Genomic DNA, 15,404 nt, shown 5'->3' on the forward strand with positions numbered 1-15,404 from the left:
CTCCTGGGGCCTCCAAGCCCGTCCCTGAGCTCGGCGCCTCCACCGTTGATTTTGTGATCCCGAACGGTCGCCTGGGCCGAACCGCGAGCCCGCATGCGCAAGGATGGGAGCCAAGATCCATGTTCGTAGGTATCGATGTGGCGAAAGAGCGCCTGGATGTTCATGTGCGCCCCGCCGGCGAGGCCTTCACCGTTGCCCGCGACGGAGAAGGCATCGAGGACCTGATTGGGCGGCTGAGTAAAATGGCACCTGCTCTGATCGTGCTCGAAGCAACCGGTGGCTTCGAGACGATCGTGGCGGCAGGCCTGGGCGCGGCGGGCCTGCCCGTGGCGGTCGTCAATCCACGGCAGATCCGAGACTTCGCCCGGGCCACCGCACGGCTGGCCAAGACCGATGCGCTGGATGCCGCTGTCATCGCCCACTTCGCCGAGGCGGTGAACCCACCGGCGCGACCGCTCGCTGACGAGCAGTCCAGACTGTTGGGCGAACTGATGGCCCGCCGCCGTCAGCTCGTCGAGATGATCGGGGCCGAGAGCAATCGCCGGCGCATGCTCACAGTTCGACGCACCCTCAAGAGCGTCGATCGCGTGCTTGCCACCTTGAAGGCCCAGCTCGAACAGATCGACGACGACATCGACACCGCCGTCCGGGGAACACCGACCTGGCGGGAAGCGGAGGACCTTCTGATCAGCGTTCCCGGCATCGGGCCCAGGATCGCCCGCACCCTGATCGCCGAACTGCCTGAACTGGGCCGTCTCGGCCGACGCGAGATTGCTTCCCTGACCGGCGTCGCCCCGTTCAATCGCGACAGCGGCACCTTGCGTGGCCGCCGTACCATCGCGGGAGGACGACCCGTCGTACGGGCTGCCCTCTACATGAGCATCCTCGTCTCCATCCGCCGCAAGCTGCCCTTGGCGCTGACCTATCATCGCCTGCGCGCCGCAGGAAAGCCGGCAAAGGTCGCCATCGTCGCTTGCATGCGCAAGCTCGTGACCATCCTCAACGCCATCCTCAGGGACAGAAAACAATGGGCAAACGCTTGACCAACACGACGGTCGCTCAGGGTGAGGTTGGGGTTGGGGCCTGGGGGCGGGGTTGGGAGCTGGGATGGCGCTCAAACTCTACTGCCCCACGCGCTGCTCGGCTTCCTCGCAGCGCTGCAGCCGCTCGCAGGCGGCTTCGTTGCGCTCGCCCTTGGGGTTGAAGCAGGCGCGGGCATCGGCCGAGCCGTCGGAGACGATGCGGGTGAGGCGGGCGCGCGATTCGGGCGGGCGCTCGACGTCGAGCAGCCCCTTTTGCGTGAGTATGTTGGCGAAGCGGATGACCAGCCGCTCGCGGGCCCGCATCGCCTCGGGCGCGGCGGCCTTGGCGTCGCGGCACCATTGCATCGCCGCCGCCCTGCCGCAGCCCCAGAGCTGCATCTGGCGGAAGCGCTCGGCGAGCTGGCCGTTCACGCCCAGGCAATAGGCCGCCATGTCGTCGTCGTTCTGAAGCGGTTCAGGGTCTTGTGCCTGCGCCTGCGCGAATGCCGGCGAAGCGGCGAGCAGGAGCAGCAGGCAGAGTCCGAACCGCATCCCGTCAGATGAACATGTCGAGCTGGTTATAGTTCTTCAGCACGGTGTCGCGCATCGCCTCGCTCCAGCGGTTCTCCGCCTGCCGGTCGGCCAGCGGGCGATAGACATGGCTCTTCTCCTGCGGGAAGCGCTGGCGGCGCGCGTCGATCGCCAGCAGCAGGATGCGCAGCCGCTGGTCGATGCGCTCGGCGTCATAGGTCACGACTTCGCCGTTCAGCCGTTTGGTCGTGACGCCCAGCACGCGCTTGCGCGGGAAGAAGCCGGCGTTGAGCGTCACCCTGCGGTCGGGCGAGGAGTTGGCGAAGGAGCCGTGCAGCAGCTGGCGGTTGGTGACGATCGTGTCGCCGGCGCCGGCCAGCATCGGCACCGCGCCCGCGATCCGGTCGGAGCCGCTTTCGGCGACCAGTTTGCGGATGTCGGCCTTGCCGTGGCGATGGCTGCCCGGCAGCACCCAGACGCAGTTGCCCGCGGTGCTGGGATAGAGCTGGGTCATGAAGTTGAAGCCGTGGGCGCCCATGTCCCAGTCGGCGGCGTCCCAATGGGTCGTGCCGTCCTGGTGCCAGGCGACCGAGGGGCCGAGGCCCGCTTCCTTGATGAAGGTCACCTCGTTGTAGGGCACGAAGTCGTCCCCGAGGATCGACGCGGCCGCCGCCAGCAGGCCGGGATGGCCGTAGAGCCGGAACGCGGCGTTCATCAGGTAGAGGTTGCCGTCGAGCAGTTCGACGGTCCAGGCCGGCGCGTCCTCGCTGAGGGTCGGCTGGCTCATCGCCACCGGATGGCGGCCGTTGTTCTTCGTGGTGCCGCCGAGCGGATCGCTCAACGGCTTGGCCCAGCGATAGGGCGGCTTCAGCACGCCCTCGCCGAAGGCCGGGCGGCCGTTGCGGTCGACCGCGGCGCCGGGCTCGACCGGCGCGCGCTCGAGGATGGCATCGACGTCGGCCCGCAGCTCGGCCAGTTCCTCCGGCCCCGCCACGCCCTCGAAGACGTAGAAGCCGTGCGTCCAGTAGGCGTCGAGAATGTCCTGCGCGAGCCGGCCGTCGGCATCGAGCCGGATCGGCCCGCGATTGCCCAGCGCCCGCGCGCGGGCTTCGCCGGCGCGGCTGTACTCGGCCATCACCTGGGCATGGTCCTGAGCGGAAAGGGGGGCAGCGGCTTCGGCCATCGCCATCGGGACGTCTCCGTTATTTTCTTAGGCGACGACGATAGCGCGGCCGTTCACTTGCAGCCAAATCCCGCCGCGCAACCGGCCCGCTGTGCGGATGCGGCGCACTAAACTCCGTCGTCTCGACCGGAGCGCGCAGCGCGGAGCGGAGAGACCTTCTCTCCGCCAAAAGCCGGCAAATCGTGGAGAGAAGGTCTCTCCGCTCCGCACCTTCGGTGCTCCGGTTCGGGCGGGGTAACCCCCGCCCTGAGACGACGGAATCTTGACTAGCCCTTCGACGCCAGCGCCGCCTCGATGGCGCGTTCGAGTTTCGAGCCGGTGCCGCTCACCGCGCTGAACCAGTCGATGACCCTTCCGTCGCGGCCGATCAGGATCTTGTGGAAGTTCCAGCTCGGCGTGCCGATGGTGCCGGTCTGCGCCGCGGCCCAGCGGTAGAGCGGATGGGCGTTGGCGCCGGTCACGATCTGCTTGTCGGCGAGCGGAAAGGTGACGTCGAAGCTCGCTTCGCAGAAGCGCTTGATCTCCTCGTTGCTGCCGGGCTCCTGGCCGCCGAAATCGTTCGACGGCACGCCCAGCACCACGAGGCCCTTGTCCTTGTAGCGCCGCCACAGCTCCTCCAGCCCCTTGTACTGGCCGGTGAAGCCGCACAGGGAGGCCGTGTTGACCAGCAGCACGACCTTGCCCGCATAGTCCGCGGTCGGCAGCGGGCCGCCGCCGATCGATTCCAGTGATACGGCGGGCCAGTCGACCGGCTGGCGCCCGGCCTGCGACCAGGCCGCGGCCGACAACAGCGCGCCGGCGACGGCGAAGGCCAGCATGCGCAACACCTTCATGGGACGCCGCCTGCCGCGGTGGTCTTCGCGCGATCCCGCCAATATGTCATCGACCCTCTCCTTGCAGGCGAGGATATCGCACAGGACGCCTTCCGTCGTCCCCGCGGCCCTGTACCGGCCGCGCATCGCCCGCCATGCTGCCGCCCGGTGGCGTTCGCGAGAAGGGGGCGTGATGGTGTCTTCCGGTCCAGCCGAAATCTTTCGCAGCCTGTGGTTTCGGGGCGCGGAGGAACGGCTTGCGTCGCCCGAGAATCCCTTCCTGCTCGAGGCGCTGCGCAAGGAGAAGCTCGAAGGGCAGCGGATCGCCGCCTGGGCGCGCACCGTCGCCCTCGCGGCGAGCGGCGTGCTGATCGCGTTCCAGAACGCGAGTTGGAGCATGCTCTATTTCCACGGGCTGCTGCTGGTCTTCATCGCCCTGGGCTGGGCGCAGCTCCGCTTCGCCACGGTGGGCCGTTCCCGCATCGAGCTGCTGCTGATCCTGGCCGACCTCGTCCTGCTGGCGGTGACGCTCACGGTGCCAAATCCCTTCGCGTCCGAACGGTTCCCGACGGCGATGATCTTCCGCTTCGAGACCTTTCCCTATTTCTTCATCATCCTGGCCCTCGCGACGCTCGCCTATTCCTGGCGGACCATCCTCACCATGGGCAGCGCCGTCGTCGTGATCTGGCTCGCGGCGGTCCTGGGCATTGCCCTGTTCGGCAGCACCGACCCGAACCTCGGCGCCCGGGTCGCCGCCGCCTTTGCCGGCATGCCGGGCCTGCACGGAATCGTCGATCCGAACTCGGTGGTCTGGTCGATCCGCGCGCAGGAAATGCTCATCTTCTTCCTGGTGGCCGCGATCCTCGCGTTGCGCGGGCAGCGGTCGAACGCGCTGCTGATCCGCCAGGCCAATGTGGCCGCCGAACGCGCCAACCTCTCGCGCTACTTCCCGCCCTCGATGGTGGATGAGCTCGCCGCCGCCAGCAGCGACGTGGGGGCGGTGCGATCCCAGGACGTGGCGGTGTTGTTCGCCGATATCGTGGGCTTCACCCATCTCGCCGAGCGCGAGACGCCGGAGACGGTGATCGAGCTTCTCCGGCGATGCCACGGCGTCGTCGAGCAGGCGATCTTCGCCAACGGCGGCACGCTGGACAAATACCTGGGCGACGGGGTGATGGCGACCTTCGGAACGCCGCGCATCTCGCCGGCGGACTGCGCCAACGCGCTCGCCGCCGCCCGCGACATCGTCCAGGGCATCGCCTCCGCCAACGCCGAGCTGGCGGCCGCCGGCCTGCCGACGCTCGCCATATCGGTGGGTGTCCATTTCGGGCCGGCGATCCTCGGCAACATCGGCTCGGAGCGGCGGCTGGAATTCGCGACCTTGGGCGACACGGTGAACGTCGCGAGCCGGCTGGAGGCCGCGACGCGCACGCTCGGTTGCCGCATCGTCGCCAGCGACGCGGTGGTGTCGCGGGTCGGCGAAGCCACCGGCAGCGGCGTCACCGGTGGCTTCCGTCGCATCCCGGCCCTCAGCCTGCGCGGGCGGGAGGCGCCGATCGACGTCTGGGTGGCCTAGCGCCGAGGCGGCGCCGGCCTACTTCTTGGTCGCGGCGTAGCGCGCCTTGGCTTCGTCGTTGGGCGGATAGAGGCCGGGCAGGGCCACGCCGCGCTCGACCTCGGACATGATCCAGCCTTCGAGCCGCTCCTGCTCGGTGCCTTCCTGGGCGACCGCCTCGACCAGCGCCTGGGGGATCAGCACCGCGCCGTCATCGTCGACCACGACCACGTCGTCGGGGAACACCGCCACGCCGCCGCAGCCGATCGGCTCCTGCCAGCTCACGAAGGTGAGGCCGGCGACCGACGGCGGGGCCGCGGCGCCCTGGCACCACACCGGCAGGCCGGTGCCCAGCACGCCCGCAATGTCGCGCACCACGCCATCGGTGATCAGGCCGGCCACGTTCTTCTTGACCATGCGCGCGCACAGGATGTCGCCGAAGATGCCGGCGTCGGTGACGCCCATCGCGTCGGCCACGACGATCGCGCCCTCGGGCATCGCCTCGATGGCGGCGCGGGTCGAGATCGGCGACGACCAGCTCGCCGGCGTGGCCAGATCCTCGCGGGCCGGCACGAAGCGCAGGGTGAAGACGCGGCCCACCAGACGGCCCTGGCCCGGCTTGATCGGCCGCGTGCCGCGCATCCAGACGTTGCGCAGCCCCTTCTTCAGCAGGATCGTGGTGATACTGGCGGTGGTGATCTTCGACAGGGTGTCGTGGAGCTCTTTCGAAAGCGGCGTCGTCTGCACGGTGTCTCCGTTTCTCTGGGATTCTGAAATCCGGCGGAGAATAGGCGACGCGCCGCGGCACGGCCACGACCGATTGAGAGCGTCAGGTGTCCAGCGGATCGGGGCCGTACCGGTTCGGTCCTGTGGTGCCGCGCAGGAAGCCGAGCTCGATCAGGAGCCAGATCGGGCCGATCAGCGGCACCAGCATGATGAAGATGAACCAGCCCGTTTTGTCGCGGTCGTGGCAGCGCTTCACCATGACGGCAAGGCTGATCCAGATGAAGGGCGCGCACAGGATATAGAGCAGGTACATCGTCCTGGCGGCGTCCTGGATCGTGTCCATGTCCCGTGTCTCCATCGCCGGGTAGACGATGATGGCGAACCAGGCGCCAAAGATCGGAAACTGAATGACCGCCAGGGCAAGGTGCACGTACCAGTAGGGCGCGCGATTGAGGCGGCCCTGAAAGCTGAACAAAAGTCTCTTCACTCGATCTCCCCCGATGCTCGCATGCCGAGCATTAGAAGTGTGCCATCACATCGACCCGTGTGCCTAGACTCCTTCCGCTTCAAGACGACCCGCACCACCTCAGCCTGAGAGTCTGGCCGGAAATGAATGCAGCTAAAACAAGGGGCTATGAACAGCCCCAATAACCTCACCCTGAGGAACATCGCGCAGCGATGTGTCTCGAAGGGTGGGAACGCGCACCTTGCCTGTTGTCCATCCTTCGAGACGCCGCGCAAGGCGCGGCTCCTCAGGATGAGGTAAGTGCTTGAATCGATTCAATTCGTTTCCGGCCAGCCTCTGAGGAGGCCGCCCCTCGAGTACCTCGGGGTAAACTCCACGGCCGTCTCGAAGGATGGGTAACAGGCATGATGCTCGCGCCCATGCTTCGAGACGCGCGCCATCGGAGCGCCCCTCGGCATGAGGTTGGTGTTGGTGATTCGATCGTAATCGGAAAGACTCCAGGCTGCCTGCGATCGGTCCGCTGTCCTCTCAGCTAATTTCACACGCTGCGAAGAGACGGCACCATGCCGCGCCGGTGACGGCTTCCCCTGGCCGCCGGGCTGGGGCAGAAGGGCCCCGTCGGCGCCCCGCGCCGTCCCGGTCGCAGACCCACCCGGTCAAAACAGGAGTTTTAGATGATCGTCCCAGTGCCGGGCGCACGCGGCTGATGTTCAGCCTCGTCTTCACCCGGCGATACAGCATGGCGCATCGGCTGATCGCCGATCCCGCCGGCAAATGCGCCATTCCCCACGGTCACAACGAGCAGGTGATCGCCCGTCTCCAACCGGCCGTGCCGCAGCGCCTCGACGGCGGCGCCAACATGGTCGTGCCCTTCGACCGCGCCAAGGCGCGCTGGCACCGCTTCGTCGACGACCAGGTCGACCACGCCTTCCAGCTCGGCGCGGGCGACCCGATGATCGACTGGTTCCGCACGCACGAGCCCCAGCGGCTCGGCCGCCTGCTGGTGACGCCGGGCGATCCCACGACCGAGATGCTGGCCGCCTGCCTGATGGCCAAGCTCAACGCCTTCCTCGCCGCCGACGGCAACGGGCTGCGCTGCATCGAACTCACGGTCGAGGAGACGCCGACCAACGCGGTGACGCTCACCGGCGATCCGGCCGACGTGCTGCCCGCGCGCGAGGGTGCTGGCTGGTGGAGCCGTGCCGACGACAGCATCAACGATCTCGCCGCATGAGCACGATCCGCATCTCGGAGATCTTCGGGCCCACGGTGCAGGGCGAGGGCGCGCTGATCGGCAGGCCCACCGTCTTCGTGCGCACCGGCGGCTGCGACTATCGCTGCTCCTGGTGCGACACGCTCTATGCCGTGCTGCCAGCGTATCGCCATGACTGGCGGCCGATGGCGCCGGAGGCGATCCTCGCGCAGGTCGACGCGCTGACCGGCGGCGTGCCGGTGCTGGTGACGATCTCCGGCGGCAATCCCGCGATCCAGCCGCTGGCGTCGCTGATCGAGCGGGGCCACGCGCGCGGCCATCGCTTCGCGATGGAGACCCAGGGCAGCGTCGCCGCCGCCTGGTTCGCCACGCTCGACCATCTCGTGCTCTCGCCCAAGCCGCCTTCGTCCGGCATGGACACCGACTGGAGCGCCTTCGACGCCTGCCTCGCCGCTGCCAATGGCGGGCCTCAAACGGTGCTCAAGGTCGCGGTGTTCGACGAGGCCGACTACGCCTTTGCCCGCACCGCCGCCGCGCGTCATCCCTCGCTGCCGGTCTATCTCTCCGTCGGCAACCACACGCCGGGCGAGCCCAACGCGGCCGGCCGCGACGGCGTCGACCAGAAGGGACTCATGGCCCGCTTCCGTTGGCTGGTCGATCGCGTGGGACAGGACCGCTGGTTCGAGGCGACGGTCTTGCCGCAGCTGCACGTGCTGGCCTGGGGCAACGAGCGCGGGGTGTAGCGCAAAGCCTCTCGAGTCTCATGTTCCTCGCCCCCGCTAGGGGGAGAGGCTAGGTGAGGGGGCGGGTCGAAGCGTCGGTGCGCAACCCCCTCACCCAACCTCTCCCCCGATCGGGGGAGAGGAGTCCGAAGGGAGGCTCACCCCGGAATCTCCGGCTGCACCAGCTGCGCCAGCAGGGTCAGCGATTCCTGCCAGCCGAGGTAACAGGCCTCGGTCGGAATGACCGCGGGGATGCCCTCCTGCACGATCTCGATCTCGGTGCCGACCATCACCTTGCGCAGGACGATCGTGGTCTGCATCTCGCCGGGCAGGTTGGGATCGTCGAATTTGTCGGTGTGGCGGATGCGCTCGTTGGGCACCAGCTCGACGAAGGTGCCGCCGAAGGAATGGCTGTTGCCCGACGAGAAGTTGGTGAAGGTCATGCGGTAGCCGCCGCCCTCGCGCGCATCCATCGAGTGCACCTTGCCGGTGAAGCCGTGCGGCGGCAGCCACTTGGCCATCGCGTCGGCGTCGAGGAAGGCGCGGTAGATGCGCTCGGGCGGGGCGGTCAGCACGCGGTGCAGGCGGACGGTTCCGGTCTCGGTCGTGGACTCGGTCGACATGGGGGCTGCTCCTCCTTGGGCGCGCAGTCTCCCCCGGTTGGCGGCGGCCTTCAAAATAGGTTCACTATTGGCTGGCATTAGTTCCGTCGTGCCGACCAAGCAAATCGACGTCTTCCTGCGCGACGAATATCTCCGCTCCTATTCGATCGTGCTCGGTTTCGTGAACGCCCCGATCTTCGACCAGGATTACGTCGATCGCGCCCGCAGCCAGATGCAGGCCGACGGCTGGTCGGCGGAGGAAGTCCGGCAGGCCCGCTTCGTCATTCGCGACGAGGGCTGAGGAACTTCGCGGCCGATGGGCCTTTGAAGGAGCTCCCCTGACCGGAGGAGTCCATGCCCGGCCCCCTACGTGGCCCCATACGCGGCATCGTGCACCACATCGACCTCACCGTGCGCGACCTCGCGGTGTCGGCGCCCTTCTACGACGCGCTGCTCTCCTTCCTGGGCTACCGCCGCGTGAAGCAGGAGCCCGCGCTGCATGTCTGGGACCTGGCGCCCGACGGAAGGCTGCTGGCCGGCGTCGCCCTGCGCGCCGCCCGCACGGACCGCCCGCACGACCGCACCACCGCCGGCCTGCATCACTTGGCCTTCCGCGCCGCCGACCGCGCCGATGTCGCCGCCGCGCACGCGCTGATGAAGCAGCAGGGCGCCCGCATCCTCGATCCGCCGGCCGACTATCCGCAATACGGCGCCGGCTATCACGCCGTCTTCCTGGCCGATCCCGACGGACTGAAGCTCGAGGTCGTGTACTTTCCGGGGTGAGGGGTGCGCCTGCGCAATCCCTTGCGCATCCACACCCCCACCTCATCCTGAGGAGCCCGCCGCCGGCGGGCGTCTCGAAGGATGGGCAACAGGCGCGGTGCGCGTGCCGACCCTTCGAGACGCGGTCCGTTGGACCGCTCCTCAGGGTGAGGTCAGTGTTGGAGCGTCCGCCTCAGGCCTTCACCGGCCCCGGCAGATCCAGCCCCACCCCGCTCAGATGCCCGAAGGTCCGGTGCAGCCGCTCGATCACCGGAGCGGGCAGAGGCGGCCGCAGGATCGACTCGATATTGGCCTTCACATGCGCCTGGTTGCCGGTGCCGAACAGGATGACGTCCGCGCCCTTCTCGTGGCGCGCATAGCGATAGGCCGCATCGGTGATGCTCGCCGCGCCGCCCTCGGAGACGAGGAAGGCGAGCGGGTCGCCGTCCGCGCTCCCCTGGGACAGCACCGACGCCTCGAGCCGCCCGTCCTCGACCAGCTTCGCGAACACGGCGCGGCGGTAGGCGTCGTTGCTGAAGATGTTGCGCACGACGAACATCAGCAAGGTGCCGATGCCGCGCCGCACGGTCACCGGGAACACCTTGGTGCGCGCGCCCTGGTTCACCAGGCTGTAGGCCAGCATGATGACCTCCCATGGCGCCTCCTCGACGGCGCGCGCGAGCATCGCCTGCTCAGGATCGCGCGGCCCCGTCTCGGTGAGGCCGACATGGCGCACCTTGCCCTGCTCCTTGAGCCGCAGCAGCGCCGGCGCCAGCACGTCGCGATGATGCTCGTAGGCCGCCGGACCGACCGCGTGGAAATGGAAGATGTCGACATGGTCGAGCCCGAGCCGCTTCAGCGACGCCTCGAGCTTCTCAGTCACCGCCTCCGCCGTGTCCTCGGTCTTGAACAGCGCCTTGGTCGAGATCACCAGACTGTCGCGGTCATAGGCTTTCACCGCCGCGCCCACGATCTCCTCGGTCCCGTAGACCTCGGCCGTGTCGAGGAAGTTGACCCCCAGATCGATCGCCGCCCGCGCAACGCCCACGCACTCGTCGAAACTCGCCCCGCGCCCCAGCCCGAGCCGGCTGTTGCCGCCGCAGCCGAGGCCCGCGACGGAGACGGTGAGGCCGGTGGTTCCGAGGGGGTGGTAGTGCATTACGAGGCAAACCTAACGACAGAAAGATGTGCGGCGAAGGGTGCTTTCGTTGAGAGCGTCGTGTCTCCGGCGCTCGGCATTTTGCTTGAGGGAAGTGGCAGAGATTCTCTATATGGTTGCATTGAGGTGACCTATGGATATCGAAGAAGAATTTGTTCTGTATGTAGAACGCAAGGTGCCGCCGGGAAATACTAAGGCTCGCGACGTTAATCTCATTTGCTATTACTTTGGCTTTGGCGACAGTGCGTGGCCTACGTTGGAGCTAACCGCATCAAAGTTTAGCGTCGGTACGCGCGAGAGGGTCAGGCAAATCCTCAACAGTAAGTTTCGAAATCAAGCATCCATTGATGAGATGCCGATATTGAGGAGATGCAGAGATCTATTAGCATCTCGAGCAATTTGGTCGACGGTTGAATATGTAGAGGTTATGGCCGCGAAAAACTTTGTCACCGGGTCGGTCAACGTTAAGGGCCTCTTGAGGTTGATGCAAGAGCTGGGCTCATGCGGTGAGTATGATCTATATAATGAGCGCTTTTATAAGCCGACGCGCGAAGAAATCGAAGATACGACTTTTAGTTTTATTGCTGCACCCGCTGAAGCTGAGCTGATGCGAAAAGCCTTGCAAGCGGCTCGCTCCAGGCCAGGACTTCTGGGATTGGCGAACTCCAAGGATCTCGCAGATCTTGTGAGTGCCACCGATCTACCAATACTTAAATCGGCTTTACAATTAGATGCCAATCTTTGGAAAGAGGCGGACGGGAGAGAGTTTTGGTATTGTCTAGAGGATCGGGAAAATACACTTTTTGGCTATGCTGAAAAAGCATTCGCACTGTCTAGTGAAATCGAGATTTCACGACTAGCGGAATGTCTCGCAAATGCTCTGAAGTCACGAGCATCGAAGTATGTTTATCCTGACGTCGCGCTTGTGCGTCGTTATCTATGTTCATCGAAATATTTCGAATGCAACGAACAGAAGGCGCGATTTCTGGAGTCTCCTGGTGAGCTTACTGGCATACAAACTGCGGTTGTTGATTACTTTAAGAAGCGAGCAAGCAGTTCGTTTGCCGAGTTGCGTGACTATTTGGTTGCTGAGGGGTTTGGGTTGCCAATAGTGACAAAAGCTATAAGTAATTCGCCGATTGTCTTCAAGAATGCGTCTGCTGGCCGAGGGAATTTTAAATATAGCTTAATAACCAGCCCTCAGGAGAGACGACGAACAACAATTGATGAAAGAAATAGATACGAAATCTACCGCGCGCGACTGAGAAAGCTGGATGAAGTCGGTACTGACGCGCCTGTGCAAGCGAAACGTCGTCGCGAGCAGTACATCCTTCAAGAATGGCTCTTTGGCAATAAGAGTGCCGAGAAATGTGCGATATGTGGAGAGCAATTTAGTGTAAGCGCTTTGGTTGTCGCCCATAAAAAGAAGCGCTCGGAGTGTAATCCGACCGAACGTCTTGATCCGCATGTTGTGATGCCTTTGTGCTTGTTTGGTTGTGACTACCTCTATGAGCGGCGTTTACTTTGCGTGATGGCTGGCAAGGTGCGTCTAGGTACAAAAGGCACTGCGACGGGTGGAGAAATGATAACTGCGCGTCGACTCGATGGTCGGCCTCTAGAGTCACGGTGGCTCCAAGGTGCTTCAAATTATTTCGACTGAGTGGTGTGCTTATTGCCAACGCCGCCGCCCCGCGCCCTTGAACGTTGGCCCGTGCATCAGCGCGATCGTCGTCGGCTTCAGCGCGGCCAGGCGGCGTAGCGTCGGTTCGGCCATCGGGGTCGGCGGCATGAAGGGCAGGCGCTCGGCGACCGCGATGGCGGGGGCGGCGATGTCGCTTTCGGTGGTGGGGTCGGCGGGGCCGGTCTGGGTGAAGAGGTCGCTGCTGAACAGCGTGCCGGTCGTCTTCTCGTAGATCAGGCCGGCGTCCCAGTTGTGCGGCACGTGCGGCGTGTCGAGCCAGCGCACTTTCTTGCCGCCGAGGTCGAGCACCTCGTCGTCCTGGAGCGCGCGCGGCGGGCGGTCGGTCCTGTCGGCGAGCCAGATGTTGCAGCCGGTCAGGCCGTGCGCCGGCTGGGCGTTGGGCGCGGCGGCGAGCCACTGGTTGAACGCGCCGCTTTCGTCGCCCTCGACAGGGGAGCAGGTAGTCCACCTGAGTTTGTCGAGCGGGATCACCGTCTTCACCGCCGCGACGATCAGCGGGAAGAGGCTGCGCTGGCCGTAGGGGAAGAGCAGCGGCTCGTCGGCATCGATCAGGAACGGGTTGAAGGTGAAGCCGGTCGGGCCGACGGCGTTCACGAAGGGCGAGAGCCGTTAGATGCTCGGGGCGATCTCGGCGACGGTGGTTTTCATCGCGGGCTCCTTTGGCAGGCCGTTGGAAACGTCGACGTTCTGGCCAATAAACGAAATAACCGAAATAAACGAAACAGTCGAAATGAGAGTCGCACCCCCCTAGTTGATAACCGTTCGCGCAATAATGTTGCGCGCGATGCTTCTGGAATCGCCTCTCCCTGAGGAGCGAACGAGTGAGCGTCTCAAAGGGTGGGAACGAGCACTGCGTTTGTTTCCCATCCTTCGAGACGGCCGCTGCGCGGCCTCCTCAGGATGAGGTTGTGAGGGTGCGGGCTCGGGCGTGGGTGCGGGCGTGGGTGCGGGTGTGGGTGCGGGTGTGCGTCGGGGTGCTCAAGGAAGCGGCTGCCAGATCGTGCTGCGGACCTCGCCGAATTCGCGCGGGAGCTTGGTCCAGGTCTCGCCGCCGTCGGTCGAGCGGAAGAGCTGGCCGAGGTTGGAGCAGACGAAGATCAGCTTCGGGTTCGAGGGATGCGTCGCTACCGTCCACGGCGTCGAGTTGAGTTCGCCCGGCAGCCTCGCGTCCTGCCAGTTTGCGCCATGGTCTGTGCTGCGCAGCAGCCGGCCGGTCGAGCCCGGCGGGCCGTTGCCGTTGGTCAGGAACACCGTCGCGTCGCCGTCGGCGCGGGGCACGATGGTGCGGGTGTACTGCCAGGGCGAGTCGAGTTCCTGGAAGGCGAAGGTCTCGCCATTGTCGCGGCTCAGGTTCAGGCCGCGGTTGGTCGTGGCATAGACCAGCTTCGATCCGTTGCGGATCACGGCCAGGCCATGGATGTCCTCGGAGTTGATGCCCTGGCCCACCTTCTTCCAGCTGCGGCCGCGATCGGTCGAGCGGTGCACGCCGTCGATCTCGACGCCGGCCCACAGCGTGTCCTTGTCGACCGGATCGAAGAGGATCTGCGTCACGCGCGGCTTGCCCACGAAGATGCAGGCTTCGGCGAACGAGCCCTGCGCTTGCGTGAAGCTCCTGCCGCCGTCGGTCGAGACGAAGATGGCCGCGGGCTGGGTGCCGACCACGATCGTGTCGGGATCGTCCGGCGCCTGCGCCATCGCCCAGATGTCGTAACCGTCGAGCAGCGACGGCAGATGCGTCCATTTCTGGTCGCCCTCGTTCCAGCGGTAGAGGCCGGAATCGGTGCCGGCCAGCACTTCGCCCGGCCGCTGCGGATGCGCCGACAGTGCCCAGACACGCGCCTCGAGATAGAGGCCGGATTCGATATAGGGCCGGATCCAGGTCTCGCCGTCGTCGCGGCTGAACCATACGGACATGCCGGCGGTGCCGACGCAGAGCAGGTTGGGCATCGTTTCCTCCGTTCGGGCGCCCTCTTTTGTGGGGCTGCCGCGTTTGATCAAGGGTCCCTCGCTGCGCTCGGGATGACAACGGGTGTCGGGATCGGCGCACTGCGTCAATCAGAACAAAATTGTCATCCCGAGCGCAGCGAGGGACCTTTCCCGATCATTGAAAGCCGATGCGCGCGCGAGGGCAACTCGTTACGCGGCCGGCACCCCCGATCAGGGGCTGCGGCCCGGCGGGAACTGGATGTTGAAGCCGGCGAAGATCTGGAAGCTGGGCTGCCCGGGGCCGCTCTGCACTACCGAGTATTGCGGCTCGAGATACATGTTGAGCACGTTGCCGTCGGCCAGGCGGCGGACCCGGCCGAGGCCCAGCCCGACCGGCACGACCGCGCGCTGGCGGCCGAAATCGATCGCCGTGATGCCGCTCGAGCGCAGGTAGAAGCCGTCGGTGAGATTGTAGAAGAGGAAGGGCTGGATGGTGAGCGAGCGCGCGCTGCCGTCGAAGGCCTGCTGGTAGGCGACCAGCGCCGCAAGGAGCCCCCAGTCGTAGGGCGCGCTCACGACGGCCTGCGCGCCGGCCTGCCACTTGCGTTCGCCCAGCGCCGGGCTGGTGGCGGTGGGCAGGATCAGCAGCGGCCCGATTCCCAGCTTGGCATTGTCGAGCTGGAAGAGCGGCACGTCGAACAGCGTGAGGTCGCCAAGGCCGCTCTCGGTGCCGGCCGGTCCCCAGACCGTCGTGCCGGTGGCCAGCGACGCGCGCAGGAGCTGCGGCCAGCCGAACGTGTCGTGCGGCAGGATCCCGCGCAGGAAGGGCTGGTCGGCGCCGCTGATGGGCTGGCCGCTCATCACCGGCTGCAGGTAGTTCTGCACCTGGATCGCCGGGATGTCGGTCAGCGGATTGTTGGCGACGTTCTGCTGCGCTTCGGCCGGCGCCAGGGCCATGCCGAGCAGGAGCGCGGCGGCCCCTGTGCCGGGCACCGCACGCGCCCGGCGGCTCATCGCGCGGTC

Annotated in this window: 17 protein-coding genes; 7 read left to right on the forward strand and 10 right to left on the reverse strand. The window is 66.1% G+C overall.

Annotated elements, in window-relative coordinates:
• Positions 1-119 precede the first annotated feature (119 nt).
• On the forward strand, positions 120-1,043 hold the full coding sequence (locus ACP15H_RS27350) for an IS110 family transposase (protein ID WP_425064637.1): 924 nt from the start codon (positions 120-122) through the stop codon (positions 1,041-1,043).
• A gap of 78 nt (positions 1,044-1,121) precedes the next feature.
• Here ACP15H_RS27350 and ACP15H_RS27355 read toward each other — a convergent pair whose 3' ends face one another.
• The 3 genes from ACP15H_RS27355 to ACP15H_RS27365 form a co-directional block, all read right to left on the reverse strand.
• Positions 1,122-1,574, reverse strand: a complete 453-nt coding sequence (locus ACP15H_RS27355) for a hypothetical protein (protein ID WP_425069280.1) — start codon at positions 1,572-1,574, stop codon at positions 1,122-1,124.
• A 4-nt stretch (positions 1,575-1,578) separates the two neighbouring features.
• On the reverse strand, positions 1,579-2,742 hold the full coding sequence (locus ACP15H_RS27360) for a phytanoyl-CoA dioxygenase family protein (RefSeq protein WP_425069281.1): 1,164 nt from the start codon (positions 2,740-2,742) through the stop codon (positions 1,579-1,581).
• A 260-nt stretch (positions 2,743-3,002) separates the two neighbouring features.
• Positions 3,003-3,569: a glutathione peroxidase gene (locus ACP15H_RS27365; RefSeq protein WP_425069282.1), complete on the reverse strand. Its 567-nt coding sequence runs from the start codon at positions 3,567-3,569 to the stop codon at positions 3,003-3,005.
• Positions 3,570-3,741: 172 nt separating this feature from the next.
• Between ACP15H_RS27365 and ACP15H_RS27370 the strand changes: the two genes are divergently transcribed.
• Positions 3,742-5,124 carry an adenylate/guanylate cyclase domain-containing protein gene (locus ACP15H_RS27370; protein WP_425069283.1) on the forward strand — a complete coding sequence of 461 codons (1,383 nt, stop codon included), beginning with the start codon at positions 3,742-3,744 and terminating at the stop codon, positions 5,122-5,124.
• Positions 5,125-5,142: 18 nt separating this feature from the next.
• On the opposite strand, the gene ACP15H_RS27375 is transcribed toward ACP15H_RS27370, so the two are convergent.
• Both ACP15H_RS27375 and ACP15H_RS27380 read right to left on the reverse strand, forming a co-directional pair.
• The gene (locus tag ACP15H_RS27375; protein WP_425069284.1) at positions 5,143-5,850 is read right to left on the reverse strand and encodes a ribonuclease activity regulator RraA; all 708 of its coding nucleotides are present in this window, start codon (positions 5,848-5,850) and stop codon (positions 5,143-5,145) included.
• Positions 5,851-5,932: 82 nt separating this feature from the next.
• Positions 5,933-6,316, reverse strand: a complete 384-nt coding sequence (locus ACP15H_RS27380) for a DUF805 domain-containing protein (RefSeq protein ID WP_425069285.1) — start codon at positions 6,314-6,316, stop codon at positions 5,933-5,935.
• A gap of 685 nt (positions 6,317-7,001) precedes the next feature.
• On the opposite strand from ACP15H_RS27380, the gene ACP15H_RS27385 reads away from it, so the two are divergent.
• Both ACP15H_RS27385 and queE read left to right on the forward strand, forming a co-directional pair.
• On the forward strand, positions 7,002-7,529 hold the full coding sequence (locus ACP15H_RS27385) for a 6-pyruvoyl trahydropterin synthase family protein (RefSeq protein WP_425069286.1): 528 nt from the start codon (positions 7,002-7,004) through the stop codon (positions 7,527-7,529).
• On the forward strand, positions 7,526-8,251 hold the full coding sequence (gene queE, locus ACP15H_RS27390; protein WP_425069287.1) for a 7-carboxy-7-deazaguanine synthase QueE: 726 nt from the start codon (positions 7,526-7,528) through the stop codon (positions 8,249-8,251). Before ACP15H_RS27385 ends, queE begins: the two co-directional genes overlap by 4 nt.
• 137 nt (positions 8,252-8,388) lie before the next feature.
• Here the strand turns inward: queE and ACP15H_RS27395 are convergent, their stop codons facing one another.
• A complete protein-coding gene (locus ACP15H_RS27395) occupies positions 8,389-8,853 on the reverse strand; it encodes an SRPBCC family protein (RefSeq protein WP_425069288.1) in 465 nt (154 codons plus the stop codon).
• Positions 8,854-8,941: 88 nt separating this feature from the next.
• Between ACP15H_RS27395 and ACP15H_RS27400 the strand changes: the two genes are divergently transcribed.
• Complete coding sequence (locus tag ACP15H_RS27400; RefSeq protein ID WP_425069289.1) at positions 8,942-9,133, forward strand: hypothetical protein; 192 nt, start codon at positions 8,942-8,944, stop codon at positions 9,131-9,133.
• A 53-nt stretch (positions 9,134-9,186) separates the two neighbouring features.
• On the forward strand, positions 9,187-9,615 hold the full coding sequence (locus ACP15H_RS27405) for a VOC family protein (protein WP_425069290.1): 429 nt from the start codon (positions 9,187-9,189) through the stop codon (positions 9,613-9,615).
• A 172-nt stretch (positions 9,616-9,787) separates the two neighbouring features.
• Here ACP15H_RS27405 and ACP15H_RS27410 read toward each other — a convergent pair whose 3' ends face one another.
• Positions 9,788-10,753 (reverse strand): aldo/keto reductase, encoded by a 966-nt coding sequence (locus ACP15H_RS27410; RefSeq protein WP_425069291.1) that lies wholly within the window; start codon positions 10,751-10,753, stop codon positions 9,788-9,790.
• Positions 10,754-10,886: 133 nt separating this feature from the next.
• Between ACP15H_RS27410 and ACP15H_RS27415 the strand changes: the two genes are divergently transcribed.
• A complete protein-coding gene (locus tag ACP15H_RS27415) occupies positions 10,887-12,413 on the forward strand; it encodes a hypothetical protein (protein WP_425069292.1) in 1,527 nt (508 codons plus the stop codon).
• Between the two features lie 9 nt (positions 12,414-12,422).
• Here the strand turns inward: ACP15H_RS27415 and ACP15H_RS27420 are convergent, their stop codons facing one another.
• From ACP15H_RS27420 to ACP15H_RS27430, 3 genes are all read right to left on the reverse strand, one after another.
• Positions 12,423-13,049, reverse strand: a complete 627-nt coding sequence (locus ACP15H_RS27420; RefSeq protein WP_425069293.1) for an MBL fold metallo-hydrolase — start codon at positions 13,047-13,049, stop codon at positions 12,423-12,425.
• 384 nt (positions 13,050-13,433) lie between these two features.
• Entirely contained in the window at positions 13,434-14,402 is a 969-nt protein-coding gene (locus ACP15H_RS27425) for a hypothetical protein (RefSeq protein ID WP_425069294.1), read from the reverse strand.
• Positions 14,403-14,612: 210 nt separating this feature from the next.
• Entirely contained in the window at positions 14,613-15,395 is a 783-nt protein-coding gene (locus ACP15H_RS27430) for a hypothetical protein (RefSeq protein ID WP_425069295.1), read from the reverse strand.
• Positions 15,396-15,404 lie beyond the last annotated feature (9 nt).

This window comes from Reyranella sp. (assembly GCF_965249915.1).
Lineage (GTDB): Bacteria > Pseudomonadota > Alphaproteobacteria > Reyranellales > Reyranellaceae > Reyranella.